At 61.1% G+C, this 23,110-nt stretch carries 20 protein-coding genes, 3 tRNA genes and 1 pseudogene; 12 read left to right on the forward strand and 12 right to left on the reverse strand.

Going from position 1 to position 23,110, the window contains the following annotated elements; all coding sequences use genetic code 11:
• Positions 1-195: 195 nt before the first annotated feature.
• Both F4V60_RS10215 and F4V60_RS10220 read right to left on the reverse strand, forming a co-directional pair.
• A tRNA-Asp gene (locus tag F4V60_RS10215) sits at positions 196-272 on the reverse strand.
• Positions 273-298: 26 nt separating this feature from the next.
• Positions 299-371, reverse strand: a tRNA-Glu gene (locus F4V60_RS10220).
• Between the two features lie 82 nt (positions 372-453).
• Here F4V60_RS10220 and F4V60_RS10225 point away from each other — a divergent pair.
• The 3 genes from F4V60_RS10225 to F4V60_RS10235 all read left to right on the forward strand — a co-directional run bounded on the left by F4V60_RS10225 (position 454) and on the right by F4V60_RS10235 (position 2,229).
• Entirely contained in the window at positions 454-786 is a 333-nt protein-coding gene (locus F4V60_RS10225) for a metal-sensitive transcriptional regulator (RefSeq protein WP_075730487.1), read from the forward strand.
• Between the two features lie 107 nt (positions 787-893).
• On the forward strand, positions 894-1,736 hold the full coding sequence (locus F4V60_RS10230) for a PhzF family phenazine biosynthesis protein (RefSeq protein ID WP_075730488.1): 843 nt from the start codon (positions 894-896) through the stop codon (positions 1,734-1,736).
• A gap of 112 nt (positions 1,737-1,848) precedes the next feature.
• Positions 1,849-2,229: a tautomerase family protein gene (locus tag F4V60_RS10235; protein ID WP_075730489.1), complete on the forward strand. Its 381-nt coding sequence runs from the start codon at positions 1,849-1,851 to the stop codon at positions 2,227-2,229.
• Between the two features lie 301 nt (positions 2,230-2,530).
• On the opposite strand, the gene F4V60_RS10240 is transcribed toward F4V60_RS10235, so the two are convergent.
• The gene (locus F4V60_RS10240; protein WP_198154407.1) at positions 2,531-3,343 is read right to left on the reverse strand and encodes a LysR family transcriptional regulator; all 813 of its coding nucleotides are present in this window, start codon (positions 3,341-3,343) and stop codon (positions 2,531-2,533) included.
• Positions 3,344-3,440: 97 nt separating this feature from the next.
• Here F4V60_RS10240 and F4V60_RS10245 point away from each other — a divergent pair.
• Positions 3,441-4,211, forward strand: a pseudogene (locus F4V60_RS10245) (EamA family transporter); the annotation flags it as partial.
• A 176-nt stretch (positions 4,212-4,387) separates the two neighbouring features.
• On the opposite strand, the gene F4V60_RS10250 reads toward F4V60_RS10245, so the two are convergent.
• A tRNA-Lys gene (locus F4V60_RS10250) sits at positions 4,388-4,463 on the reverse strand.
• Between the two features lie 305 nt (positions 4,464-4,768).
• Here F4V60_RS10250 and F4V60_RS10255 point away from each other — a divergent pair.
• From F4V60_RS10255 to cydC, 4 genes are read left to right on the forward strand one after another with little or no spacing between them, the layout of a single operon-like run.
• Positions 4,769-6,352 carry a cytochrome ubiquinol oxidase subunit I gene (locus F4V60_RS10255; protein WP_075730490.1) on the forward strand — a complete coding sequence of 528 codons (1,584 nt, stop codon included), beginning with the start codon at positions 4,769-4,771 and terminating at the stop codon, positions 6,350-6,352.
• The gene (cydB, locus tag F4V60_RS10260) at positions 6,352-7,362 is read left to right on the forward strand and encodes a cytochrome d ubiquinol oxidase subunit II (protein WP_075730491.1); all 1,011 of its coding nucleotides are present in this window, start codon (positions 6,352-6,354) and stop codon (positions 7,360-7,362) included. Before F4V60_RS10255 ends, cydB begins: the two co-directional genes overlap by 1 nt.
• A gap of 25 nt (positions 7,363-7,387) precedes the next feature.
• Positions 7,388-9,013 (forward strand): ABC transporter ATP-binding protein/permease, encoded by a 1,626-nt coding sequence (locus tag F4V60_RS10265; RefSeq protein ID WP_075730492.1) that lies wholly within the window; start codon positions 7,388-7,390, stop codon positions 9,011-9,013.
• Positions 9,000-10,595 (forward strand): thiol reductant ABC exporter subunit CydC, encoded by a 1,596-nt coding sequence (cydC, locus tag F4V60_RS10270; RefSeq protein ID WP_084559200.1) that lies wholly within the window; start codon positions 9,000-9,002, stop codon positions 10,593-10,595. The genes F4V60_RS10265 and cydC overlap by 14 nt, the downstream gene beginning before the upstream one ends.
• On the opposite strand, the gene scpC is transcribed toward cydC, so the two are convergent.
• Positions 10,592-12,094 (reverse strand): succinyl-CoA:acetate CoA-transferase ScpC, encoded by a 1,503-nt coding sequence (scpC, locus tag F4V60_RS10275; protein ID WP_075730493.1) that lies wholly within the window; start codon positions 12,092-12,094, stop codon positions 10,592-10,594. The genes cydC and scpC overlap by 4 nt on opposite strands.
• Before the next feature lie 165 nt (positions 12,095-12,259).
• Here scpC and dusB point away from each other — a divergent pair, with 165 nt between their 5' ends.
• Positions 12,260-13,405 carry a tRNA dihydrouridine synthase DusB gene (gene dusB / locus F4V60_RS10280; RefSeq protein WP_075730494.1) on the forward strand — a complete coding sequence of 382 codons (1,146 nt, stop codon included), beginning with the start codon at positions 12,260-12,262 and terminating at the stop codon, positions 13,403-13,405.
• A gap of 52 nt (positions 13,406-13,457) precedes the next feature.
• Positions 13,458-14,186, forward strand: coding sequence for a phosphate signaling complex protein PhoU (phoU, locus tag F4V60_RS10285; protein ID WP_075730495.1), 729 nt, complete (start codon positions 13,458-13,460; stop codon positions 14,184-14,186).
• Positions 14,187-14,319: 133 nt separating this feature from the next.
• On the opposite strand, the gene pstB is transcribed toward phoU, so the two are convergent.
• The 5 genes from pstB to mshD all read right to left on the reverse strand — a co-directional run bounded on the left by pstB (position 14,320) and on the right by mshD (position 19,493).
• Entirely contained in the window at positions 14,320-15,093 is a 774-nt protein-coding gene (gene pstB, locus F4V60_RS10290; RefSeq protein WP_075730496.1) for a phosphate ABC transporter ATP-binding protein PstB, read from the reverse strand.
• A gap of 36 nt (positions 15,094-15,129) precedes the next feature.
• A complete protein-coding gene (pstA, locus tag F4V60_RS10295) occupies positions 15,130-16,044 on the reverse strand; it encodes a phosphate ABC transporter permease PstA (protein WP_075730497.1) in 915 nt (304 codons plus the stop codon).
• 14 nt (positions 16,045-16,058) lie between these two features.
• On the reverse strand, positions 16,059-17,105 hold the full coding sequence (pstC, locus tag F4V60_RS10300) for a phosphate ABC transporter permease subunit PstC (RefSeq protein ID WP_075730498.1): 1,047 nt from the start codon (positions 17,103-17,105) through the stop codon (positions 16,059-16,061).
• 126 nt (positions 17,106-17,231) lie between these two features.
• Positions 17,232-18,332 carry a phosphate ABC transporter substrate-binding protein PstS gene (pstS, locus tag F4V60_RS10305; protein WP_075730499.1) on the reverse strand — a complete coding sequence of 367 codons (1,101 nt, stop codon included), beginning with the start codon at positions 18,330-18,332 and terminating at the stop codon, positions 17,232-17,234.
• A gap of 246 nt (positions 18,333-18,578) precedes the next feature.
• Positions 18,579-19,493: a mycothiol synthase gene (gene mshD, locus F4V60_RS10310; RefSeq protein WP_075730500.1), complete on the reverse strand. Its 915-nt coding sequence runs from the start codon at positions 19,491-19,493 to the stop codon at positions 18,579-18,581.
• A 33-nt stretch (positions 19,494-19,526) separates the two neighbouring features.
• Here mshD and F4V60_RS10315 point away from each other — a divergent pair, with 33 nt between their 5' ends.
• The gene (locus F4V60_RS10315) at positions 19,527-20,375 is read left to right on the forward strand and encodes an LmeA family phospholipid-binding protein (protein ID WP_075730501.1); all 849 of its coding nucleotides are present in this window, start codon (positions 19,527-19,529) and stop codon (positions 20,373-20,375) included.
• Between the two features lie 51 nt (positions 20,376-20,426).
• Here the strand turns inward: F4V60_RS10315 and F4V60_RS10320 are convergent, their stop codons facing one another.
• Positions 20,427-21,455 carry a diacylglycerol/lipid kinase family protein gene (locus F4V60_RS10320; RefSeq protein ID WP_174775549.1) on the reverse strand — a complete coding sequence of 343 codons (1,029 nt, stop codon included), beginning with the start codon at positions 21,453-21,455 and terminating at the stop codon, positions 20,427-20,429.
• A 65-nt stretch (positions 21,456-21,520) separates the two neighbouring features.
• Here F4V60_RS10320 and F4V60_RS10325 point away from each other — a divergent pair, with 65 nt between their 5' ends.
• A complete protein-coding gene (locus F4V60_RS10325) occupies positions 21,521-22,228 on the forward strand; it encodes a heme-binding beta-barrel domain-containing protein (protein ID WP_075730503.1) in 708 nt (235 codons plus the stop codon).
• Positions 22,229-22,240: 12 nt separating this feature from the next.
• Here F4V60_RS10325 and F4V60_RS10330 read toward each other — a convergent pair whose 3' ends face one another.
• Positions 22,241-22,993 carry a sulfite exporter TauE/SafE family protein gene (locus F4V60_RS10330; RefSeq protein WP_075730504.1) on the reverse strand — a complete coding sequence of 251 codons (753 nt, stop codon included), beginning with the start codon at positions 22,991-22,993 and terminating at the stop codon, positions 22,241-22,243.
• Positions 22,994-23,110 lie beyond the last annotated feature (117 nt).

Here is a 23,110-nt window from a genome sequence, read left to right on the forward strand (position 1 = left end):
CCGGAAGACCAGCCCTCTACGACAACGCTATCCCAAACGAATACAACCACAACCTAGGAATCCGCAAAGGCTGGCCCGGCACCTAACCCCGACACGCCCGCAGACACACTTTTTGCTCCTTAGCCCCTGATTTAACCCATACGGATCACAAAAGCCTCGAGACACCACATAGGAAAGGCGTCTCGAGGCTAAACATGGCGACCCTGACGGGACTTGAACCCGCGACCTCCGCCGTGACAGGGCGGCGCGCTAACCAACTGCGCCACAGGGCCATATTGAATTAATGGAATCTCTTCCGTACCCCCAACGGGATTCGAACCCGTGCCGCCGCCGTGAAAGGGCGGTGTCCTAGGCCGCTAGACGATGGGGGCCTGTCGCCATTAGGCAACGTCATAGAAATATACTGGAGATATTCCCAACTACAAAATCGCCCACACTGGAAGGCCTAAAACCATGAGTGACCAGCGCGATACATGTGGCTGCCATGAGCCACAAGCACATGGCTATAACGCCAATAGCGAAAACAAGGCGCGGTATCTCGCACGCCTCAAGCGGATCGAAGGACAAGCCCGCGGGGTCCATCGCATGATCGAAGAAGATCAGTACTGCATCGATATCATCACCCAGATTTCCGCCGTGACTTCCGCGCTGGAGAACGTGTCGCTGGCGCTTCTCCACGATCACATCGAGCACTGTGTAGCTGGTGCCGCTGCCGGCAACGGAAATCTCTCCCAAGAGAAGCTCGACGAGGCCATGACCGCCATTCGCAAGCTAGTGAAGAAGTAGGTGGTGCTTTCCACTACCCGCTGCCCTGGCTTCACTGCGCGGGTAGAGTTGCCGCTTAACCTGGCCGCAGCCCCGGTGAGAAATACCGATGATGAAAGGACCCTTCAGTGCCTAAGTCCTATCCCTTTGCACAAGTAGATGTGTTTTCCCAGAGCTTTTACCAGGGAAACCCGCTGGCAGTCATTCTCGAGGCCGAGGATCTCAGCGATTCCGACTTGCAAAAGATCGCGCGCTGGACCAACCTTTCTGAAACCACGTTCCTGCTGCCGCCCACCCAAGAAGGCGCCGATTACCGCGTCCGCATTTTTACCCCGCGCGGCGAACTGCTTTTCGCGGGGCACCCCACCTTGGGCTCGGCTCATGCCTGGCTCGAGCACCACGGCGATTCCCGCGATAAGGAGGTTCTTGTTCAGGAATGCGCTGCCGGCCTCATTAAGGTCCGGCGTGGTGAGGGAATTCTTTCCTTCGCCGCGCCCGCCACGCAGCGCAGCGGCGACCTCAACGAGGACTTCCTCGCCACGATTGCCCGCGCGTTTGGCATCGAGCGTCAGGACATCGCGGCTCATCAGTGGGTGGACAATGGCCCGGGGTGGGCCGTCGTCCAGCTCCCCACCGCCCAACAGGTTCTGGATCTGCAGCCGGATCTCTCCCTTATCCCCGATGCCATGGTCGGCGCAATCGGCGCCTATCCGGCGGGCAGCGAATTCGACTTTGAAATGCGCAGCTTCGCCCCCCGTGCCGGCGTCGCTGAGGATCCAGTCTGCGGCTCAATGAACGCTTCCGTGGGGCAGTGGCTCATCCGCAGCGGACGCGTCGATGGGGCCTATCGCGTCTCTCAAGGTTCGCTGCTCGGACGCGCGGGAGACATCACCATCACCCCGGATGAGATGGGAACCGTGTGGGTGGGCGGCGCGACGAATACCCTCTTCCGCGGAACGGCGCTGGCGTAGCTTCGCCTCCAAGCGGGCGTGAGACACAGGGCTATCTCTCTATGAAGCACACCACTGCAGCGCGGTCGTGACGTAGAGTTAGCGCCACACCCCTCTACCGAAAGGATTTCTCATGCCCCTCGTCCGTGTCGATGTTCCGGAGTCCACCACAGCCGCCCACAAAGACGCCATTGCAGATGGCATTTACGCGGCGCTCCACAGCGTCTTCGGCGCCCCCAACGGCGATAAGTTCATCATCATCAACTCCCACGACCCGGCAAATCTCTACATTGATCCGCACTACTTCGTGGATAGAAGCGAGCGCGCGATCATCATTCAGATCACCCTCAACGCGGGGCGCAGCGTAGAGCTTAAGAAAGAGTTCTATCGCACCGTGGCCGATGGCTTGCAAGCAGCAATCGGAATCCGCACCGAGGATGTATTCATCAACCTCGTCGAGGTGCCGAAGGAAAACTGGTCCTTCGGCGGGGGAATAGCGCAATACGCCGACTAGCGTGGCTGGCCGCTTAGAGCCGGGGTACTGCTGCGCAGGCGCGCGAGCTTCGCCGCGTTATTATCTTGATACTTATTATCTTGATACTCGGCCTCATTGAGGGCAGCTGATCGGCGCGCTAGTAACCGTGGTGGCCATCCTCGGTGTCTTCCTCGCCTCAAAGCCACCGGCTAGCCACCCCTGTCTCCGAATCCAAGCCTTCTACCGAGGTTTTGGCTCACTCCTGCGCTTTGGGGCTCTGTCCGAGCTCCTTGAGCAGCGCGAGGGCCGCGCCGGAGGGATTGAAATCACTCAAAGCCAATTAGATCACCCTTTCCGGACCATCAACGACCGGAACGGTGCCCAGCCCTTCCCCCTTCACGACGGAGGGCGCGAGCATGGCCATGGCCAGGTTCTGCCGGACGAGGTCCAGGATGAGATCCGTGGTCGCCGCCTCATAGGCCACCTCACGCCGCAGGCCCACCCGGCTAAAGGCGAGGTCGCTTTGCTGGCGGCCTGGACTGGCGGCGGGAAAGTCTACAAAATCCTCCCCGACCACGTCCGCTAGGTGCAGGCTGGTGCGTTGCGCTAGATGATGCCCCCGTGCAAAGACCGCGACCAGCTTCTCACGCCTGATCTCCTGGATCGCCACACCGCTGTGCTCGGCTATGGGATTGACCCCCACGGCCACGCCGAGTACGGCGAGATCGAGCGCGCCGTGGGCGATCTCGCGGACGAAATCCGTGCTCTTGCCCACCCGCAGCGTGACATGCAGACGCGGGTGCTTGCGCCGCACGGCTCCCAATGCGGCGGGAAGGTCCACCCCTCTCAGGGTAGGAATAGCCCCCACAGACACGGTGCCACGCAGCTCGCCCGTCGTGGCGATGGCCTCAACCCGCGCCCTAGCCGCGGCCTCTAAGCAGCTCCTAGCCGCAGGAAGGAAGGCTTCCCCCGCAGCGGTGAGCTCCACTCGGCGGCTCGTGCGGGCGAAAAGAGCGACGCCGAGCTCCTTCTCAAGAGCCTTGATCTGATGGCTCAACGCCGATTGCACCACGTAGTTCTCCTGCGCGGCTCGGGTGAAGTTGCGCGTACGCGCCACCCCAGGACGTATCTCAGCTGGTTCAGTTCCATGCAATTTCTCCCCGCCCCACCAGATTAATCTCTAATTGCGAACGTTCCTATGACGATAATGTGTTGGGCTCATAGTTCCTGTTAGAACCATACTGAATACTATGAATCAAGCAACGCGCATCGCGCTCACCGCCCTCGTTCCCGCTGTATGGGGAACCACCTACTACGTCAGCACACAATTTCTTCCTCCGGACCATCCCTGGTTCGCTGCCTTAATGCGCCCACTGCCGGCAGGACTCATTGCACTTGCTATTAGCCGCACCCTGCCCCGAGGCGCGTGGTGGTGGAAATCGCTCGTCCTCGGCTCCTCAAACATCGGGTTCTTCCCTCTGCTGTTCATCGCCGCCGGTGCACTGCCGGGCGGGGTGGCGGCCCCCCTCGGGGCTGGTCAGCCCGTCTTTGTCGCGATCCTCGCCTTCTTTGTCTTAGGAGAGAAAACCTCCGGATGGCGCGCGGCGTGGACGGTGCTGAGCATTCTCGGCGTAGCGATGGTTGTCCTCGGCCCCGCGGCAGCGTTTAGCGCCACAGGGATCGCAGCAGGAATCGCCATGGCCGCCTCCATGTCGTCCGGAGTGGTGCTGACAAAGCGGTGGGGAATACCCGCAGGCGTCTCCCCTGTAGCCCTCGCCGGCTGGCAGCTCACGGCAGGCGGGTTGGTGCTGCTTGTTCCCGCGCTGCTTATCGAAGGCGCACCCTCCCACATCGATGCCCCCGCCCTCGGAGGCTATCTGTGGCTCGGGGTGGTGGGCACGCTTGTTGCCTACTCTGTGTGGTTCAACAATCTGCAATATCTCCCCGTTACAGCCACCGCGCTCCTGGGGGTTATCTCCCCGCTTGTCGCCGCGCTCGTCGGGGTCGTCGGGGTCGTGCTCAATGGTGAATCCCTCAACGCGATCCAGGTGTCTGGCTTTATCCTCGCGCTGCTCGCCATGGTCGCCGGCCAGCTTAGCCCTCAGCCGCTCACTTCCCGCCGTCGCGCACAGCAGCAAGTCTCGGATCACAAAAGTCTCGAGACATCACATAGGAACGATGTCTCGAGACTTCACATTGGTGGGCCCTGTGGGGATCGAACCCACGACCTGCGGATTAAAAGTCCGTAGCTCTACCAACTGAGCTAAAGGCCCAACTCGCTACATTCTAGCGAGACTCTTCGCGCTAGAGAAATTGGGGTCCACTTAGCGCGGGAGCCCCAGTTTGGCGCAGCGGCGTAGCCTTTAAAACGGAGCGCCCGAGGGTCCTTATACCGCACTATTTCTAGCCTATAGTCCTGCACTTGCTTCAGTTTCAAGGCTGTGTGGCTTTCTTCATAGGGTGGGAACCCTCCCGTGGTCCACTTCGACTACTTAAGTAAGTGACCGCGAGGCATGAGGAGCCTAGGTTTTCCTTCTTGGTGCGCGGTCGTCGTACTGCACGTGAAGGAAGTGTACACATGGACCTAGACCTCGTTGATATATCTCGGTGGCAATTCGGAATCACCACTGTTTACCACTACATTTTTGTGCCCTTGACCATGGGGCTTGCACCCATGGTGGCCATCATGCAGACCATCTGGCACCGCACCGGCAATCCCGAGTGGTTCCGGGCGACCAAGTTCTTTGGAAACCTCTTTTTGGTCAACTTCGCCATGGGCGTGGTCACCGGAATTGTCCAGGAGTTCCAATTCGGCATGAACTGGTCCGAGTATTCGCGCTTCGTGGGAGACGTATTCGGGGCGCCGCTGGCCTTCGAGGGACTGGCCGCCTTCTTCTTCGAGTCCATCTTCTTGGGCGTATGGATATTCGGCTGGGACCGGGTTCCCAAGTGGGCTCACTTGGGCGCGATCTGGACGGTGGCGGTGGCGGTTAATATCTCCGCCTACTTCATCATCGTGGCCAATTCTTTCATGCAGCACCCAGTTGGCGCGGAGTTCGACCCAGACCGCGGGCGCGCCACCTTGGTGGATTTGTGGGACTTGCTCAGCAATCCCACCGCCTTGCAGGCCTTCCCGCACGCCATGGCCGGCGGCTGGATCTTGGCTGGCACGCTCGTTGCAGGGATCTCTGGCTGGTGGATGATCCGTACTAAGCGCGCGGGTGATGAACACGGCCACGCCGCGGGGATCTGGCGCAGCCTCACCCGCTTTGGCTCGTGGATAATCCTCCTCGGCACGGCGGCAATAGCGATAACTGGTGACGCTCTGGGCAAGCTGATGTTTATCCAGCAGCCCATGAAGATGGCCTCGGCGGAGGCTCTGTGCCACACCGAAATGGACCCTAGTTTTTCGATATTGGCCTTCTCCCGTTTGAATAACTGCGAGACCGCCCAGCACCTTATTGACGTGCCCTACGTGCTTTCCTTCCTGGCCAAGGGCAAGTTCAGCGGCGTGGAGCTGCGCGGGGTCACCGAGATGCAGCAATACTATGAATCGCTCTACGGGCCGGGCAATTACATGCCCAACCTCTTTGTCACCTACTGGTCTTTCCGCCTGATGATTGGTTTCCTCATCGTCCCGTGCATCTTGGCGCTCATAGCCTTGTGGACCACCCGCAAGGGCCGGGTTCCCACCGCTCGGTGGATGGGAATCGGGGCACTGCTTGCCCTGCCAGCACCGTGGCTATCCAACTTCGCAGGCTGGATCTTCACTGAGATGGGTCGCCAGCCGTGGATCGTCGCTCCCAATCCGGAGTTTCAGGAAGGAAACTTCCCCGGAGGCGAGGAAAAGCTGCACCTTATCGTAGACTTAGGGGTCTCCGACCACCCGGAATGGGTGGTCTGGACAAGCCTTCTGACCTTTACCGCCCTCTATGGCGTGCTTGCCGTGGTGTGGTTCTGGCTGATGCAGCGCTACGCCCGGGCCGGCCTGGATCAGCCGGGCCTGCGCGATGGCGAGGAGAAAGACTTGGCCGCCGCGCTGTATGGCCCAGGAGAGGACAGCGAGCTCGCCCCGCTGAGTTTCTCCTCGGCACAGGAATCTTGCCCCGGCGGCGCGGATGCGTCACTTACGGAAAATAACAACCACCCGGAGGAGAAGTAATGGATCTCAATACCTTGTGGTTTATAGCCATCGCGATATTCTTCACCATCTACTTTGTCTTGGAGGGCTTCGACTTCGGCGTCGGCATGTCCTTGCCTTTTCTCGGCGGCAAGAACGCCACTGAGGCAGATGCGCGCCGCGGCGCGGCAGTGGAATCTATCGGCCCCTTGTGGGACGGCAACGAGGTCTGGCTCATTGTGGCCGGCGGCAGTATTTTTGCCGCCTTCCCCGAGTGGTACGCCACACTCTTCTCAGGCTTCTACCTGCCACTTCTGCTCATCCTCGTGGCGCTCATCGTGCGCGGGGTCAGCCTGGAGTGGCGGCACAAGGTGGATACGCTGGCCTGGCGGAGGCGCTGCGACGCCGGCATCGTCTTCGGTTCCGTTCTCCCGGCACTGCTGTGGGGCGTGGCCATGACCAATATCGTCGGCGGAGTCGCCTTTTCTTCCTTTGCTCATGTCTCCGCAGCCACCGAGGGCTTCATCAGTTTGCTCAACCCGCGGGGCCTGCTGGGCGGCATCGCCTTTGTCCTGATCTTCTTCCTGCACGGGCTCTTCTTCCTCGGGCTCAAGTGCGCCGACCCCGTCCGTCAACGCGCGCGTGACATCGCCCGGGCTGGTCTCGCCCCCCTTGCCGTCCTCGTGGGCGCAATCTACCTGGTGTGGATGCAGCTTTCGCTGGGCAAAGGCTGGACCTGGATCGCCCTGGTCGCCGTCGTACTCGCCCTCGCCGTGGCTTTGTTTGCACTGTGGAAGAACAACGACGCCTTGGCCTTCTATGGCACCGCAGCAGCGCTCATCGGGGTCGGGGTGCTCTTATTCGGTTCTCTGTTCCCGGCGCTGCTTCCGGCGACCAATGAGATAGCCGGACTAGACATCTACAACGCGGCCGCCAGCCCCTATACGCTCAAGATCATGAGCTGGGCCTCCCTGTTCTTGGCGCCCTGCGTGCTCGTGGGCCAAGGCTGGTCCTACTGGCAGTTCCGCAAGCGCGTCACCGTTTCCCACTAGCTTAAAAGCCCGCAAGGACACTCCTATGGCCGCACCCGTTGATCCCGCCCTCCTGCGCCTCGTTCCGCCTGTGCGCAGGCTTATCGTGCGCACGGGGGCATTCCAGGCCCTGTCCACCGTATTAGTCATGGCGCGCGGGGTCCTCATCGGCACGGTCGCCGCCACCGTCATCACGCGCACGGCGCTGGGGTACACTCCCCCAGATTCAGTCTCGTGGTTGGGCGATTCCCGGATAATGGTTCTGCTCCTTATCCTGTGCGCGGTGGTTCTCGCCCACGCCTGCGTGGCTGGGGTGGCTAGGCGGGAGCAGTCACGTGCGGTAGGCGCGAGCGTCGACAAGCTGCGGGAGGCCACACTCACGGCGCTTGGCCACCGCGATCCCCGCGAGGTCGAGGAGGAGGCGGGGCGTTGGCGCCACGTGCTTAGCCGTGGCATGGAGGACTTCCGCCCCTACCTTTCGCAGTTTCTGCCTGCCCTTATCGCCGCCTGCATTTCCACCCCGGCGGCGCTCGCTACGATTGCCTACTTTGACTGGGTATCCGCAGTCTTTGCGCTGGTTACACTGCCGCTTATCCCGGTGTTCATGATCCTCATCGGCACGCTGACCGCACAACATACCCGCCGCCGCCTCGAGGTGACGGCCGGCCTGGGCCAGCAGCTGGCCGATCTCGTGGGAGGGGCACCCACCCTGCGCGCGCTGCGCCGGACCGAGCAGCCCCAAGCAAACGTGTCCCTTCTCGGGGAAAGGCATACCGCGGCGACTTTAGGAGTGCTGCGCCTGGCCTTCCTTTCCTCCTTCGCGCTCGAGTTCATCGCCACCCTTTCGGTAGCGTTGGTTGCGGTGAGCATCGGGCTGCGCCTGGTGGCAGGCACTATCGAGCTTCTGCCCGCGCTCGTGGTCCTCATCATCGTGCCCGAGGTTTTCAACCCCGTGCGCACGGTGGGCAGCAGCTACCATGCTGCCGCAGATGGCATGGAATCCGCCCAGGCGGCCCTGCACCTCATCGCGGAACCTCAGCAGATGCGTGGCGGCTACCGCGAGCTCACGTCAGGTGGCGGGATAAGCGTACGGGGCCTGAGTATCTCGGGGCGCGACGGAATCCGGCCCTCAAACCTGAACCTGCAGGCTCTGCCCGGAGAGCTGGTGGTGCTCGCCGGCCCTAATGGCGCCGGCAAGTCCAGCGTTCTCCTCGCCCTCCTTGGCCAGCTTCCCGACGCCGCCGTTGAAGGCAGCCTCGCCCTTCCCGCGGACATCTCCTATCTACCTCCCACCCCTTCCTTGTTGCCCGGCACCGTAGAAAACAACCTTGAGCTCTGGGGGGCTCAGCCCGCGCGCATCGCTGCCGCTTCCAGGCAGATTCCACTGGACGTTCCCCTGGAACGGGAGGTCTCTGCCACCGGCTCCGGGCTCTCTGCTGGCCAGCGGGAACGAGTAGGCATCGTCCGAGCCTTGGCACGCCCGGCCCGCTGCTTCCTCCTTGACGAACCCACCGCGCATCTCTCGCCCGCGCTTGTCGAAGACGTGCTTCGCGTCGCCCGTTCCCGCGCCGACGAGGGTGCCACGGTGCTCATAGCTAGCCACGACCCGCGCGTCCTGGCAGTGGCTGACCGCGTCTACACGCTGGAAGGAGAAGACAGTGCCCACACTTAAAGAGCCCCGGGCCCAACGCCGTGCTGAGCCCGCCACGGCCTCTCAGCTGCGTTTCCTTCTGGCCACCTGTGGCCTGCGCCCCCTCACGTTGGTGGCGGCCATTCTGCTTAGTTCCTTGGCGCTGATGGCAGCGCTGGCCTTGGCCATGACCTCCGGCTGGTTAATTACCCGAGCATGGCAGGCTCCGCCTGTCCTCGAGCTCTCCGTGGCGGTGACCAGCGTGCGCGCCCTCGGCATCTCGCGCGCCGTCTTCCGCTACGCCGACCGTCTCTATGCGCACCGCGTAGCTCTAAACGCCACCACGAGGTTGCGTGCCGCCATCTTCAGCGCGCTCATCACCCGCCAAGTCGACCTCGGGACCCGCGGGCGCGCCCACGTGCGCCTTGTCGACGATGCCGATAAAACCACCAACCTCATCGTGCGCACCCTCATCCCCTGCGGCGTGGCCGCGCTGATGAGCCTGGTGGCGCTCGTGTGCGCCGCAGCATTATCGTGGCCGGCGGCAGTAGTCATGGCGGCCGCATTCGCCGTCACCGGCGTTGCGGTCCCCCTCCTCGTGGCCAGAGCCAGCCGGAGCTCCCAGGCGGCCGCCACTAGTAATGCCTTCACCGAAGCCCTCGACTCCACCCTGCACAACCGGGTAGAGTTCGCCGCCGCTGGGCGCGACGAGCTCCTGCGCGCCGCCGCAGACTCCGCCTCCCGGCGCGATACCGCTGCTCGCATCAGTGCTGATATTCCGCTGGCAGTGGCAGATGCTTTAGCAACAGCCGCCAGCGGCGCTGCCGCGGTGGGCGTCTTGGCCTGCGCGGTAGCCTTCTACGACGGCAACCCAATGTGGATGGGCACGCTCGTGCTCCTCGCACTCTCAGCTTTCGAGGCCCACGCCACGCTGCCGCAGGCCGCGCAGACCTGGCAGGAAGCCACCGGCTCCATCCACTCCTTGGCTGCCGTACTTGCGGCCCCTGCGCGCCCCCAACCGCAGCAGACGCCGACCGATGAGGTGCGTGCACGCGGGCTGCAGACCGAGTTCGGTGATGAAGAATGGGACTTTGACGCTCTGCCTGGCCAGCGAGTTGTCATAAGGGGAAGGTCCGGGGCTGGGAAGACAATGCTGCTCGAAACCATTGCGGGCATGCGCGAACCCGTCTCCGGTACGGTGACGCGCCCGGCTTCCTGCGTACTATCTGCGGAGGATGCCTGGGTGTTTTCTACCAGCGTGCGCGAGAATCTTCGCGTCGGTGCCCCCTCGGCCTCCGAAGCGCTCATGCGCGAAACGCTCGATGCCGTGGGCTTCGAGCTCGGGCTAGACACGCTGCTTGCCGACGGCGCCGAGTCACTGTCCAGCGGCCAACGCCGCCGACTGTTGTTGGCCCGTGCCTTGTGCACGGATGCCCAGGTGCTGCTGCTCGACGAGCCAACAGAGCATATAGCGGCGGAGGACTCCGCCCGCTTGCTCACGATGCTCTTAAAACAGCGATTGCCCGGGGCCTTGGCTTCACGCACGGTCATCGTGGTGACGCACTCCCCCGGACCGGTGGGCATCGAGGTCTTCCCCCGGCCCACCGAGGATGCCGCGTCCTAGCCGCGCATATCGCCCTTCTCGGCGAAGTTGATCTGGAAGTCGAAGGCGGTCTTCAGATCGTGCGGGGTGTGGATGAACTTGTTCTTCTTCGCGCGCTCGTAGTACTCCTGCAGCAGCGGACGGTACTCCGGATGCGCCACGGCGATGACCTTCTCCACGCGCTCACGCGGAGCAAGGCCACGCAGGTCTGCCACGCCATACTCCGTGATGATGGCCATGGTGTCGTGCTCGGTGTGATCCGTGTGGGAGACGAAGGGCACGATGGCCGAGATGGCGCCGTCCTTGGCCACCGAGGGCGAGACGAAGGTGGTGATGTAGCCGTTGCGGGTGAAGTCACCCGAGCCACCCGTTCCGTTCATGATGCGGGAGCCGCCCACGTTGGTGGAGTTGATGTTGCCGTAAATATCGGCCTCAATCATGCCGTTGGAGGCAATCAGGCCGAGTCGGCGAATGACCTCCGGATGGTTGGACACCTGCTGCGGACGCAGGATGATGTGCTTGCGGTAACGCTCCGCTTCCGCGTTCATCTTGTCCGCGTACTCAGGAGACAGCGCAAAGGAGGTGGCGGAGGCGATGGTCATCTTGCCCGCATCGATCAAGTTGAGCATGCCGTCCTGGATGACCTCGGTGTAGGCCTGGATGTTTTCAAACTTGGACTCCAGAAGGCCTGCCATCACGGCGTTGGGAACGTTACCCACGCCGGACTGCATGATGAAGCGATCATAGGCCAGACGGCCTGCCTGAACCTCGCCGTCCAAGAATGAAAGGAAGTTGGCCGCGATCTTCTCCGAGACCTCATCTGGCTCCTTGAAAGGCGCGTTGCGGTCAGGCGCGTTGGTTTCGACGATGGCAACGACCTTCTCCTTCGGCAGCTCAATGAAGGTGGTGCCAATGCGATCATCGACCTGGGTGATGGGGATGGGCAGGCGGTGCGGCAGCTTCTCGATGCGGTAGATGTCATGCATGCCCTCGAGGTTCTCGGACTGCCAGTAGTTTACTTCCAAGATGATCTTGTCTGCGGCGTCGATGTACTCAAGATTATTGCCCACGGCCGAGGAAGGAACGATGTTTCCGTCCTCCATGACGCGCACAACCTCAATGATGGCCACCTGGAAGTCACCGTAGAAGCCCTCCTCGACCTGCTGGCCGGAGTGGGAAAGGTGGATGTCCTGGTAGAGGAGGTCGCCCGAGTTGACCTTGTTACGCAGGATCGGGTCAGAGTTATAGGGCGAACGGAAACGCAGGGCATCTGCCTCAGCTAGGACACCGTCGCAGTCCGGCGCGGTAGAAGCACCGGAGAAGAGATCGATGGCGAATTCTTCGCCGGCGGCGTGAGCGGCCTTGGCCTTCTCCGCGATAGCGGTCGGAAGCGCCTTGGGGTAGCCAGCCCCAGTAAACCCAGAAATACCAACACGGTCGCCGTGATTAACATACTTCGCGGCTTCTTCTGCAGAGACTACGAGCTCCTTGAACGGCGCGTATGCGATCCTATCGGACAAAGCAAATCCTCCTAGTTCCTGGGCTAAGACCTCGGTTACGTCAGCCCCTAATAAGTTACGTAGACCACACTAGCGAAGTTGCGTCGAAAATTCTCCAAACTTTGCAAAGATTTCTTTAATGGGTGGAGTTGCCCTTTCACCAGCCCAAAGAGCACAATTGGGGGCGTGAATCTGGTTATCGGCAATATTGCACTCAAATCTCCCGTTGTACTCGCCCCCATGGCGGGTGTAACCAACGTGGCTTTCCGTACTCTTTGCCGCGAGCAGGAAGTGGCTCGCACGGGCACAGTCTCCGGACTCTACGTGTGCGAGATGGTTACAGCACGCGCCCTAGTAGAGCGCAATGAGAAGACTCTCCACATGACCACTTTCGGCCCCGAGGAGAGCCCGCGCTCCTTGCAGCTCTATACGGTCGACCCCGAATACACCTACAAGGCCGCGAAGATGATCGTCGACGACAACCTCGCCGACCACATCGACATGAACTTCGGCTGCCCAGTACCCAAGGTCACCCGCCGCGGCGGCGGCTCCGCTCTGCCCTATAAGCGCCGGCTCTTTGGCAATATCGTCGCCGCCGCGGTCAAGGCCACTGAGGGCACAGGCATCCCCGTCACCGTCAAGATGCGCGTCGGGATCGACGATGAGCACCATACTCACCTCGACGCCGGGCACATCGCCGTCGAGGAGGGTGCCGCAGCCGTGGCACTCCACGGCCGTACCGCCGCCCAACGCTATTCCGGGCAGGCGGATTGGAACGAGATCGCCCGCCTCAAAGAGCACCTCACCGATACCGGCATCCCCGTGCTGGGAAACGGCGACATTTTCAAAGCTTCCGACGCCCGCGCCATGATGGATCAAACTGGCTGCGACGGCGTCGTCGTCGGCCGCGGCTGCCTGGGACGCCCCTGGCTTTTTGCTGAGCTCTCTGCACACCTACGCGGCGAGGAGATCCCGGCAGAGCCCACCTTGGGCGAAGTCACCTCCATTATGATCCGCCACGCACAGCTCCTGGCTCAGCACGACGGAGAGGACCACGCCAGCCGCGATATTCGCAAGTACGTGGGCTGGTACCTGCGGGGATTCCCCGTGGGCGGCCAGGTCCGCGCGGGGCTGGCCAAGGTCAACTCCGTGCGCAACCTCGAGGAGCTTCTAGCCCCCTGGGCTGATTCCACAGCGCGCGCCGTGGACTCCGACGGCGCCCGCGGACGTCAGGGATCTTCTGCTAAAGTCGTACTACCCGCGGGTTGGCTCGATGATCCAGAGGACGCAACTGTGCCCGAAGGCGCAGAAATCATGCACTCCGGGGGTTAAATCCTCGCGCCCACCGCGCATATAGTGCGGTGATGTTCTACTATGTCGAGTTATGCGGACCGCTTATCGTGAACACTTGGACAACTTCTCCCACGACCTCATCATCATGGGCGAGACAGTAAAAAAGATCATGTCCAACGCCTCCGATGCCCTGATCAACAGGTCCCTTGACCCTGCCGAAGAGGCCATCTCACTCAACGAGGAATTGGACGAGGTGCGCTCCCGTTGTGAGGAGCGCGCCGTGCTGTTGCTTGCCCTAGAAAACCCCATGGCCAAGGATTTGCGCCAGGTGGTTTCTTCGATATACATCGTCGAGGACTTTTACCGGATGGGTCAGCTCAGCCGCCACATCGCCAAAGCGGCGCGGCGCCGGCACCCAGACCCGGTCATCCCCAAGGAGTACACCGGCATCTTCGAAGAGATGGTGCGCCTTGTTCTCGAAATGAGTGACACCATTCAGGAGATCCTCATCAATCCGGACCCGGATCTGGCACTCGCCCTGTCCACCGATGATGACGCTGTGGACGATCTCAACGCCCACGTCCTCAACACGCTTACCCAGCGGGAGTGGAAGGGCACGGTGCGTGAGGCTGTCGAAACCGCGCAGATCACCCGCTACTACGAGCGCTACGCCGACCACTGCGTTCAGGTAGCCGGGCGCATGATCTACCTCGTCACCGGCTTGGTGCCTGATAAGTACCAGGAGAAGCTCAAGCAAGAAGCCCGTGACGCCGAGTTTGATCAGCGAATGGCTGACCTAGAAAAGCAGTTCCGCGCCTAAAAGCACTATCTGCCATTAAGCATCTGCCGCTGCCGTTTCAGGCAGGGACTGCTTCCAAACCGCAAAGCAAAGGGGCCCGGCTCGTTTCACACGAGCCGGGCCCCTTTGCTTTAGGTTCGAGACCTCTCTCCACTTATCCGAAGCGGCCTGAGATGTAGTCTTCGGTTTCTTTCTTGGACGGGTTCTCGAAGATCTTGGTCGTCTCATCAAACTCCACCAAGTGGCCCGGCTTGCCCGTGGCCTCTAGGGAGAAGAAACCAGTCTTATCGGACACGCGCGCAGCCTGCTGCATGTTGTGAGTCACGATGACGATGGTGAAGTTCTCCTTGAGCTCGTGGATAAGGTCCTCCACGGCGAGGGTGGAGATCGGGTCCAGCGCCGAGCAGGGCTCGTCCATGAGCAGGACCTCAGGCTCAACAGCGATCGCGCGAGCGATGCACAGACGCTGCTGCTGACCACCGGAGAGTCCGCCGCCTGGCTTATCAAGACGATCTTTGACCTCGTCCCAGAGGTTGGCGCCGCGCAAGGACTTCTCAGCGACCTCTTTCAGCTTCTTCTTGTTCTTCTCACCCGACAGGCGCAGACCAGCAACCACGTTGTCCTCGATGGACATCGTGGGGAAGGGGTTGGCCTTCTGAAATACCATGCCGATGGTGTTGCGCACGGATACGGGGTCAATGCGCGGGCCGTAGATATTCTTGCCATCAAGCAGAATCTCGCCCGACACGGTAGCACCGGGGATGACCTCGTGCATGCGGTTGAGGGTACGCAGAACAGTGGACTTACCGCAGCCCGAGGGGCCGATAAAGGCGGTAACGGCCTGGGCCGGGATTTGCATGTTGACGTCTTGCACGGCGTGGAAATCACCGTAGAAGATGTTCACGTCATTGAGCGCGAGCTTGGACATGTGTTGAAACTCCTATGAGCGAGGTGGTGGCTGTGATTACTTCTTGACGGAGAACTTCGCGGAAATGAATCGCGCTGCAATGTTGAGGATGGCGATGATAAGAACCAGCGTGAAGGCGGCGCCCCACAACTTAGCCAAGACGGCGTCTTGAGCGCCGGCCTTGTACATATCCAGCATCATGAGAGGAAGCGAAGACTGTGGCCCCTTCATAGGGTCCCAGTTGATGGAGGAGGAGGAACCGACCAAGACCAGTACGGGAGCGGACTCCCCCATCACGCGGGCGACAGAGAGCATGATGCCGGTGACGATTCCGGAGAGAGCGGTGGGGAGAACGATCTTGGCGATGGTCTTCCACTTGGGCACACCCAGCGCATAGGAGGCCTCGCGCAGGTCCATGGGAACCACGCGCAGCATTTCCTCGGTATTGCGCACGACAATAGGAATCATAAGGAGCACCAGGGAAAGGGCCACGGCCATACCGGAGCGGTCAAAGCCGAAGAGGGTAATCCACATGGCGAAGATGAACAGCGCCGCCACGATGGAGGGCACGCCGGAGAGGATATCCACCATGAAGGTGGTTACTCTGCCCAGGAGTCCGCCCTTGGAGTACTCGACGAGGTAAATCGCGGTGAATACGGCGATTGGCACCGAGATGACGGTGGCGATGAGGGTCTGCACGAAAGTACCAACAATAGCGTGAGCGGCACCGCCGCCGGCCTCACTGTTGATCACGCCACGCTGGGAGAGCATCCACCAGTCAGCGTTGAGCACGGTTCCGGCGCCACGGGAGAAGAGCTCCCAGAGAACCCATACCAGCGGCACCATGGCCAGAATCATGGTTCCCCAGACAATGGCGGTGGCGATGTTATTGGTTGCCTTGCGCGATGCGGAGATATCGAGGAAGGTGGGGCCCGACTTCATGGGGGCCGCAGAATCAGTTGCGATAGTCATTTTTCACCCTGTCCTTATTTGTTCTTCACGATAGAGCGGGCAAGGGCGTTGACCAGGAAGGTCAGCAGGAAGAGCATGAGGCCGGCCGCGATGTAGGCACCGGCACGCATCTCGTTGCCGAACTCTGCCGCCGCCAAAGCGATGGCCGTGGCGAAGGTGGTACCGCCGTCAAAGAGAGAGAAGCGGAAGTCGATGAGAGGCGAGACAACCATGTAGAGAGCCATGGTCTCTCCCAGTGCGCGACCCAAGCCGAGCATGGAACCGGCGACGTAGCCGGACATGCCGAAGGGAAGCACCGTCATGCGAATGACTTCCCAGCGCGTGGCACCCAGTGCCAAAGCCGATTCGACCTGACCCGGAGGCGTCTGCACGAAGACTTCGCGCGCAGTGGCCGCGATGATGGGAAGAATCATGACTGCGAGAACGATGCCACCGGTGAAGATGTTGCGACCAGTAGCGAAGGAGGGGGAGTTCTCATAAACGTGGAAGAGGAAGAACCCTCCTGCCCACGACTCCAACCAGGTGTAGAACCCGGAGAGCGCTGGGCCAAGAACCTGCCAGCCCCAGAGACCGTAGACGATGGAAGGAACCGCGGCGAGCATATCAACCAAGAATCCCAGCGGCTTGACAGCACGCGCGGGCGCGTAGTTGGAAAGGAAGATGGCGATACCCAAGGCAACCGGCATCGCAATGATGAGTGCGAAGACGGAAATCAGCACCGTCGTGGCGAACAAAGTGGGAATGCCGAACTTCATTGCCTCGACGTCGGAGGTTTCCCAGCGCTGTCCGTAGGTGAAGAATCCGAGTAGTCCACCTTCATTGACCGCGAGCGCAGGAACCGCGCGCCAGATGAGGAAGGCTGCGATAGCAGCGACCATGATGGTGATGAGAGTGGCCGAAGCGGTGGATAGGATTTCAAAGATGCGATCGCCTGGGCGCTTAACCCCCGAGCGCGCGGGCTCGGTAGCAATCTGCGGTCCGCCGGTACCTAAAGCAGGCTGCGAAGCTGGGATAGCTTCCTGCTCGACGCCCGACGCCGCGGTGAGATTGTTGTCTGCCATGAGACTACGGAATCCTTTTCAACGGTGACTTAGTAACAGGTTTTCTTATACATGCAGCAGCCCCCAAACGCGGAAACCAACGGATGGGGGCAGCGACACAAGCACAATGCAAGACGCTAGAACGCCTTAAGCAATTGCGTCAACAGCAGCCTTCAGGCGGTCCAAGTGGGTGCCGGTAACAGGGATGAAGCCGGCGTTCTCCAGGTCTGCATTCTGGTTATCCAGAACGGTGGTGAAGAAGGCCTTCACGAGCTTCGAGGTCTCCTCATCGTAGCCAGCAGAGCAGACGATGTTGTAGGTGGTCAGGATGAGCGGGTAAGCGCCGGCATCCTTGGACTCGAACAGAGCGGAGGAATCCACGACCATGTTGTGCTCAGAGCCGGTGTCCTTGAACTTGAGGTTCTCGAGCGCGGTGCCAACAGTCTCGCTGGAGAGCTCAACAGGGCCGGAGCCGAAGTCAATCTTGGCAATCTTGACGCCTTCAGCTTCCTTCTGGTGCGCGAAACCGGCCTCGACGTAGGTGATAGCGCCATCAATGTTGGCAACCTGGTCAGCCACACCGGAAGAACCGTTAGCGCCCTCGCCGACGGAGTCCGGGAACTGCTTGCCCTTGCCCTCCCAGTTGCCGGTAGCACCGGCAAGGAACTTCTGGAAGTTATCCGAGGTACCGGACTCATCCGAGCGGAAGATGACGGTGATGTTCTTATCCGGAAGGTTGGCGCCCTCATTCTCGGCGGCGATGGCGTCATCATTCCACTTCTTTATCTCGCCCTTGAAGATCTTGGCGAGGTTAGCGGTGGAGAGGTTGAGGTCAACCCCATCAAGCTTGTAGGCGATGGCTACCGGGCCGATGGTGGAAGGCAGGTGCCAGGCCTCGTTGCCTTCACAGCGCTGCTTAGCGGGCTCGATCTCATCGTCCTTGAGTGCGGAGTCAGAACCAGCGAAAACGGCGGTGCCGTTGGTGAAGGCTTTGACGCCAGCACCAGAACCGGAAGATGTGTAGGACAGCTCAGCACTGGGGTAAGCCTGCGCAAAAGCCTTCTGGAAGATGCTCATAGCGTTCTGCTGAGAAGATGCGCCCTCACCAACGAGGGTGCCCGAAACATCCTCGGAACCTTCAGCTGCAGAGTCGGAGCCTTCGGAGGACTCGGTGCAAGCAACGAGAGCAGTAGAGGTTGCGGCGACGATACCGAAGATAGCGGCGGTGCGCTTGAAGTTGCGAATCACGGTAAACCTTTCCGGTTCAATAAAGAGACAGATTAGTCGAGCGAACCGAATACTGGACGTGCATCTGCTCCAATACCGCTGTGGGGTCCTACAGCCGCTCGTTCATCGCCTTCCCTCAACCATTTTTCAGGAGGCAGCCAACAAGCACGGTTAACTCACAGGGAGAGAATCTAATAGCGGCCGGTTAACCGCACAGGGTGGATCAGGTAAACAAATAATGAACTTGCACTAGGTTCCGCCGTGAAACTAATCACCTCGCGCCCAAACACAGTGCTGTTCCGCAATTTCAAAGCCCAAACGCTCGTAGATCTTTACCGCCGGTGCATTATCAGCCTCCACGTAGAGGATCACCTTGTGCGCGCCCTTGTCTACCAGGTGGTGAAGGCCCAACGTCAGCAGCGGTCCCCCGAGCTTCTTACCACGATAGGAGTCCGCCAAGCCGATGACATAGACCTCTCCGAAGGCGGGGCTAGACTCTCTATGCCACTTGGTCCAATGAAATCCCGCCAACTGCGGCCCCTCGTCCCACAAGAACAACACGTCTTCCGGATCAAACCAGGGCGCTTCCATGGCTCGATGTAGGCGCTCTAAGTCCCAGCCGCCTTGCTCAGGGTGCCAGGAAAAGGCCTCGTTATTGGCCTTGAGCCACTGCTCCTCAACCACCTGCCTACCCCACTTCTTAGTGCTCTCGCGCAGGTTTGCGGCGGGAAGCGGGGCCTTATCCGCCTGTGCAGCCGCCACGAGTGCCTCCCCAGAGACCTCCATGACGAGCAGGCGGCGCACCACCTTGAGACCGTGAGCCGCGGCGATTGCTTGCGCTGGCGCCAGGTTGCCATGTGCCCACACCTGCACGGCGGGGTTAGCGGCAACCAAGGCCGCATAGAGCGCACTTCCCAGACCTTTCCCGCGGTACTGCGGCGCGATAAACATCTCGGCGCTGTCGCCGTGAATGGCGCCGCAGCCCACCACCGTTGAACTATCCTCGACGATGAAGTGCTCATGGCCAAGGCGCGCATCCTTCAATCCCTTCAAGAACTCCTCTGAGAAGGGAGCGATGTTGTCTTCGTTCTCTGCCTCTTTAGCTAGTGCAGCCACCAGCTGGGCTCGTTGAGGATCGCCAGGAAGTTGTACGTGCTCGATGGAATGGCCGTTGCTAATCATGGGCCCCAGGATACGTCCTGTAAGAATAGAGGGGTGAGTGTCATTGAAATTGACCGCAGGATAGTCCCCCTGCTGGCCGCGGTCGCCTCAGTGGTCGCCGCCTGGGCCATAGATTCGGGGCTCGCGATGCATACCGAGCATAAGCTGGCCCAGGAGGTCAAGGCGGATTCTCGGCTGGAGAACTCCCCCAACGTCTTCGTCGGAGGCGTTCCCTTCAGCGCCGCCTTCTTCACCGGCGAGGTTCCCTTCATTGAGGTGCAGTCCTTGGACGTAGAGGTGCCCAAGCTCGGCATGGTCAACGCCGCCACCACACTGCGCGATATTAGCCTCACACCGACACAGCTTCTCCATGGTGACTTCCAGGGAGCGCCCGTTTCCACCTACTCGCGCAGCATCAGCCTCGACGGAGTCGCGCTCGGCCGGCTGCTAGGAATCACGGATCTTTCCATAGCCAACCCCGACAACATTTCCCCCACCGGCGGTACCTCCGCGGAGGCAGAGCTGACCGGAACCTTGCCAGGGGATTCGAGTAAATCCACGGTCAAGGTAACCCTGCGCCTAGTGGGCCCCGAGTTCCAGATGCGGGTCTACGACGAGGATGATGAAAGACTCAACAAGGCCTTTTCCCTCGAGTTCGACACCCGTCAGCTGCCGCTTCCCGCCCAGGCCACCTCCGTCAAGCTGCATGGCGGATCCATTTCTTTCGAGGTGCAAAAGCGCGACATCACCTTAAGCACAGTGCAACTGTCACCGTTGGAGATCGAGGGCTCCGAGGAACAGGCCGTCGCCGATGCCGAACAGAAGGCCGAAGACACCGCTGAGAAAGTCGGCGTCGCCCCTCAGACACCGTCGCGGCCCACCGTTTTTGGTACGCGGCCTTAAAACAAAGGCGACTTCGCCAAGCGCGCCAAACTTGCCTTAGGTTTTGGCGCTTTATTTGATGCGGATGAGGTCCCGCAGGATCTCCCGCCCAGAGCGCTTATAGGGCTCGCTCGCCTTGCGCGGCGCATAAACCTCAATGGCATTGGGCACGGACGTCAAATGCACGCTGGTAAACACTCCCTCCGATTCCCCATCCGCCTGGAAACGATCCGGCTGGGGGCAGGTCAGTTCTATCTCCTTGGCATCATCGAAGTGGATGGTGCGGGCCTGCGTGATCTTGTTGAGCCAGCGGCGCTGGTCGACGCCCATGAGGTGGGCCATTCCCACCAACCCATGGATGCCGCCGAGATCACTGAGCCCGAAAAGGCCCAGCCCCCCGTCGAAAGAATTACCCGGATTGGTCACAACCGGCAGCGGTCCCAGGAAGGTCCAGGGGTTGGTATTCGAGGTGAAGATGAGCGGGGCCTCGTTGACCACTAGGACATCCCCATCGCGGCCTATCGCCTTGACATTTATGCGCGGAGGCTTGATGCGCGCGCGGAGATAGGCCTGCACAGACACCGAAAGATAGCGCAGGGGCGTGGCGGCAAAGCCCTGCTCCCTGGCGCGGTCGACGTGCGCCAAGACATCCGCATCGAGCCCGAAGCCGGCGTTGACGACAAACCACCTCTCATTCCAGGTACCCAGCGCGATGGTGCGGCGGATATCGCGCTCCAACAACCGCGTAAGCACGTGCGTTGCCTCAATGGGCGTGTTGGGGAAACCAAGCGCGCGCACGAATACATTGGCAGAACCGGTCGGGATAATTCCTAGCGCGGGCAGCCGCTCGGCCTCGACACCCGGGGCGTCTGCGGCAGGGCCTAGCAGGCCATTGACTATCTCATTGACTGTTCCATCCCCGCCCACGGCGAGGATGACGTCGAAGTCAGCGCGGCTTAGCCCCCGCACCATCTGCTCCGCATGCCCGGCGAAGTGCGTGAACTTCACCAACAGCTCAAGACCTGGTACCGCGCGCAGGGGCGGCACGATTCGCCGAAAGAGCTCCTCGGTTTGACTGGTGGAGTTTGGGTTGGAAATCATAAGTACGCGCACAGGGACATAGCCTAGTGGTTATCTCGACCAAGACACGACTAGGCTGGGGCGCCATGAGCGAAAACAATAACGAAAACACTTCAGCACAAACCCCCGCCTCCTCTGAACCCGCCCCCGCCGCGCAGCAGCCGCAGGGCGAGGCCAAGATCGACGGAAACGAGGCCGTCAACCGCGCCGCCGAGGCGTGGAAAGACGCCGCCTCCCGCAACCTCCCGCCGCTTGATTTGGGAGAAGTTCCTGTCCCCGATGACACGGCCAACCTCCGGCAGGGCCCGTCGCTGCACGATGGCCTCCTCGGCCTGCTGCCGCTAGTAGGCGTATGGCAGGGCGAAGGCCAGGCGCACAATACCGACGGCGAGCAATATGCCTTTGGCCAGCAGCTGGTCATCGCGCACGACGGCGAGAACTACCTCACCTTTAGTTCCCGCACCTGGCGGATCGACGCCGAGGGCAAGGCCACCGGCCCCGACGTGCGTGAGACCGGCTTCTGGCGCATCTCCCCCAAGGACGAGATCGAGATGACCTATACCTCGTCGAACGGTGTCGTGGAGATATTCTACGGCGAGCCTTTCAACGAGCGCGCCTGGCAGCTCGAGTCCGCCTCCACCATGGTCACTGAGACCGGGCCGAAGAACCTCGGACCGGGCAAGCGCATGTACGGGCTTATGCCCAACAACAACCTGGGCTGGGTTGATGAGCGCCTCGTCGAAGGCGAGATGCGCCCCTATATGTCCGCCGAGCTCACCCGCGTCGCCGGCTAGGTTTCATAAGACTCAGAGCAGGCCCGTCACTCCGCGAGCGAGCACAACGGTGGCACCGGCCGCGGCGAGAAGCGTGGCAATGCGCTTGGCCATCGAGGTGGAGATTCGCGCATTGATCCGCTCTCCGAACCATGCTCCGACGAAAATCATCGCAACGGCGGCGGCCCACAGCCACACCGGCGTGCCGCCGAAGTTTAGACCGCCGATGAGGAACACCTTAAGCAGGAAAGACACAGTATTGGCCACGAGCAGAATCGGATGCAGGGTCGCTACGAAATCGCGGTAATCCCACCGGGAGAGCCGCGCATAGACCGTCAGGGCTGGCCCTGCGATGCCCGCGACGGTGGACATGAATCCGCCAATCACACCGAAGATGATCATGGGTATCCGTGCGTGCTCATCCAGGCGGAACTTTTCAGTCGGGAAAAGTGAGATCCCTAGTGCAAGCAGCACCGAGGCGCCGACGGCGATGAGCAGCCAGGGACCGTTGAGTACGTGAACGACCCAGACTGCGGGCAGTGAACCCAGCAGCAGTGCCCCTGCAAGCACCCGAAAGCGATGCCAATCCGTCCGTTTGCGCACGGACCAGGCATTGTTGACCGCGTTTATCGTAGACAAACCGTTGACCATGGTCACGCCAGAAAGCGGGCCCAGAACAGTGGTGAGTACTGGGCCGGTTACGAGGCCGACGCCAAGCCCTGTGATGCGTTGCAGGATGGCGCCGACGAAGACGGATAGCAAAAGCGAAAGAGCGATGGTGGTCACGGGGAATTAGGATAGGCCCTCCTATGATCCCGGCGCACCCTGCCCCCCTCCAGAACCCGGTACCAAGCCCTTCAAGGTGGTGTTAGCCGACTCTGCCTTCTCGGAAGCCATCGATGA

Source organism: Corynebacterium flavescens (assembly GCF_008693105.1).
GTDB lineage: Bacteria > Actinomycetota > Actinomycetes > Mycobacteriales > Mycobacteriaceae > Corynebacterium > Corynebacterium flavescens.